Below are 2,980 nucleotides of genomic sequence, written 5' to 3'. Positions count from 1 at the left end.
CGTTCGGTCGGCGCCGTCCACCGGCGACGTCAAGCCGTCGTCGCCTGGCTGTTCGCGCTGCCGTTCGTCGCGGTCTTCTCGGTCTTCATGCTGGGACCGCTGCTCGCGTCGTTCGGCATGTCGTTCTCGGACCTCACGATCCGTGACATCAAGACCCCCTTCGCGGTGAACTTCGTCGGGCTCGACAACTTCGCCCAGGTCTTCCAGGACGAGCTGTTCCGCAAGGCGCTCGTCAACACCTTCTTCTTCGTGGTCGTCGGGATCCCCCTGACGATGGCGCTGGGCCTCGCCCTGGCCGTCGCCCTCAACTCGGGCATCGAGAAGTTCCGCAGCGTCTTCCGGGTCGGTTTCTACACCCCCGTCGTGACGTCGATCGTCGCCGTGGCGGTCGTCTGGCGGTTCATCCTCCAGGACTCCGGCCTCGTCAACACCGTGCTGGGCTGGGTCGGCATCAACGGGCCCGACTGGCTCAACGACAGCACCTGGGCCATGCCCTCGATCATCGTCATGGCCGCGTGGCGCAACATGGGCACGCTCATGATCATCTTCCTCGCCGGGCTCCAGGCGATCCCGCGCGACGTCTACGAGGCTGCCGAGGTCGACGGCGCCGGCGCATGGCGCCGCTTCCGCTCCATGACGGTGCCGCTCATGCGCCCGACCCTGCTGCTCGGCGCCGTCCTGCTGTCCGTCGGCTTCCTCCAGGTGTTCGAGGAGCCGTTCGTCATGACCAAGGGCGGACCGGTCAACTCCACGCTGACGATCAGCTACTACGTCTACAACCAGTTCGGCTACGGCAACTACGCGTTCGCGTCCGCAGCGGCCTACGTGCTCTTCGCGCTGATCGCCGCCCTCGCCGCGGTCCAGTTCCGCCTGCTGCGGTCGAAGGAGGATTGACATGCCCCCCACGTCCTCGCGGACCACCCCCGCGCCGTCGGGCACGAGCACCCTGGTGCGCCCGCCCCGCCGCCCGATCCGCTGGTCGCGCGGCGCCACGTACACCGCGCTCGTCGTCGGTCTCCTGCTGACGCTCATGCCGTTCATCTGGATGCTGCTCGGCAGCTTCAAGACGCAGGGCGAGCTCCTGCAGCGCCCCATCACCTGGTGGCCGGAGAGCCCGACGCTCGAGAACTACGAGAAGTGGCTGTCCCAGCTCAACTACGGCCAGTTCTTCATGAACTCGATCGTCGTCGCCGTCGCGGTCGTGCTCGGCAACATCATCTTCTGCTCGATGGTCGGGTACGCCCTGGCCAAGATGCGGTTCCCGGGCAAGAAGGTGCTGTTCGCCCTCGTGATGCTCACCCTCATGGTCCCGGGCGTCGTCACGCTCGTGCCGATGTTCGTCCTCGTCTCGAACATGGGGCTCGTCAACACCTATCCGGCGCTCATCCTGCCCTTCCTCGCCGGGCCGCTCGGGGTGTTCCTCATGCGGCAGTTCATCCTCGGCATCCCCGACGCGCTCATCGAGGCCGCGCGGATCGACGGCGCGGGCGAGTTCCGCATCTTCTTCCGGATCGTCCTGCCCCAGTGCGGGCCGCCGCTCGCGACGCTGAGCATCCTCACGTTCCTCGGCTCGTGGAACAACTTCCTGTGGCCGCTCGTCGTCGCGCAGACCGAGAACATGTACACCCTCCCGGTCGCGCTCTCGCTCTACTCGGTCGGCTCCAACGGCACCTACTACGGCCTGCTCATGGCCGGTTCGGTGCTCGTCGTGACCCCGATCCTGATCCTCTTCCTCTTCCTGCAGCGCTACTTCGTGCAGGGCATCGCCATGACCGGCATCAAGTAGGAGATACCCCATGCCTCTCACCTTCCCCGACCCCTTCGTCTGGGGCGCCTCGACCGCCGCCCACCAGATCGAGGGCAACAACGTGAACAGCGACTGGTGGGCGCGCGAGGTCGCGCCCGACTCGACGCTCGCCGAGCCTTCGGGCGACGCCGCGGACAGCTACCACCGCTACGCCGAGGACATCCGGCTGCTGGCCGAGTCCGGCCTCACGTCCTACCGGTTCTCGATCGAGTGGGCCCGCATCGAGCCCGCCGAGGGCATGTTCTCCCGCGCGGAGCTCGACCACTACCGTCGCGTCGTGCAGTGCTGCCTCGACCACGGCGTGACCCCGCTGATCACGCTGCACCACTTCACCTCGCCCCGGTGGTTCGCCGAGGACGGCGGATGGACCGACCCGCGGTCGGTCGAGCGCTTCGCCCGCTACGTCGAGCGCGTGCTCCCGCTGCTGGACGCCGCCTCGCACGTCTTCACCATCAACGAGCCCAACATCCTCGCCATGATGATCACGGCGGCCAAGGGCGAGGAGCAGCTCCAGGCGGGCACCATGCACGCGCCGGACCCCGTCGCGACGCAGCACCTCATCGCGGCCCACCGCCGCGCGGTCGAGCTCGTGCGCACCGTCGGGGTCCCCGTGGGCTGGCCCGTGGCTCCGCAGCAGTTCTTCGCGGACCCCGGTGCCGAGGAGGTCCTGCGGGAGTACGCCTACCCGCGCGAGACCGTCTTCCTCGAGGCCGCGCGCGGCGACGACTTCGTCGGCGTCCAGGCCTACACGCGCACCCGCATCACGCTCGACGGGCCGCTCCCCGCACCCGAGGACTCCGAGAAGACGCTCACGGGCTGGGAGTACTACCCGGCCGCCATCGCCGAGGCGGCCCGCCTGGGCCACGAGATCACCGGCCTGCCGGTCCTCGTGTCGGAGAACGGCATCGCGACCGCCGACGACGCCCGCCGGATCGACTACACGCGCGACGCCCTGCGCGCGCTCCGCGCCGAGGTCGAGGCAGGACTGCCCCTCATCGGGTACCTCCACTGGTCGCTGCTCGACAACTACGAGTGGGGCTCCTTCGCGCCGACCTTCGGGCTCGTCGCCTGGGACCCGGAGACCTTCGAGCGCACCCCCAAGCCGAGCCTCGGCTGGCTCGGTTCCGTCGCTCGCGGGGAGATCTCGCTCGACGACTGACCCGCGGGGAGGCC

General features: G+C 68.8%; 3 protein-coding genes. All 3 read left to right on the top strand.

Going from position 1 to position 2,980, the window contains the following annotated elements; genetic code table 11:
* Positions 1–894 (top strand): carbohydrate ABC transporter permease (locus ACFWFR_RS18785; RefSeq protein WP_377624105.1); only part of this gene is annotated, 894 nt, incomplete at its 5' end.
* Between the two features lies 1 nt (position 895).
* Positions 896–1,786 (top strand): carbohydrate ABC transporter permease, encoded by an 891-nt coding sequence (locus tag ACFWFR_RS18780; RefSeq protein WP_377615277.1) that lies wholly within the window; start codon positions 896–898, stop codon positions 1,784–1,786.
* A gap of 10 nt (positions 1,787–1,796) precedes the next feature.
* Complete coding sequence (locus tag ACFWFR_RS18775; RefSeq protein WP_377624104.1) at positions 1,797–2,966, top strand: glycoside hydrolase family 1 protein; 1,170 nt, start codon at positions 1,797–1,799, stop codon at positions 2,964–2,966.
* Positions 2,967–2,980: the final 14 nt, after the last annotated feature.

It is taken from the genome of Oerskovia sp. NPDC060287 (genome assembly GCF_042726775.1).
Lineage (GTDB): Bacteria > Actinomycetota > Actinomycetes > Actinomycetales > Cellulomonadaceae > Oerskovia > Oerskovia merdavium.
The sequence above is the reverse complement of the archived record's forward strand: the minus strand, read 5'-3'. Positions and strand labels throughout refer to the sequence as shown.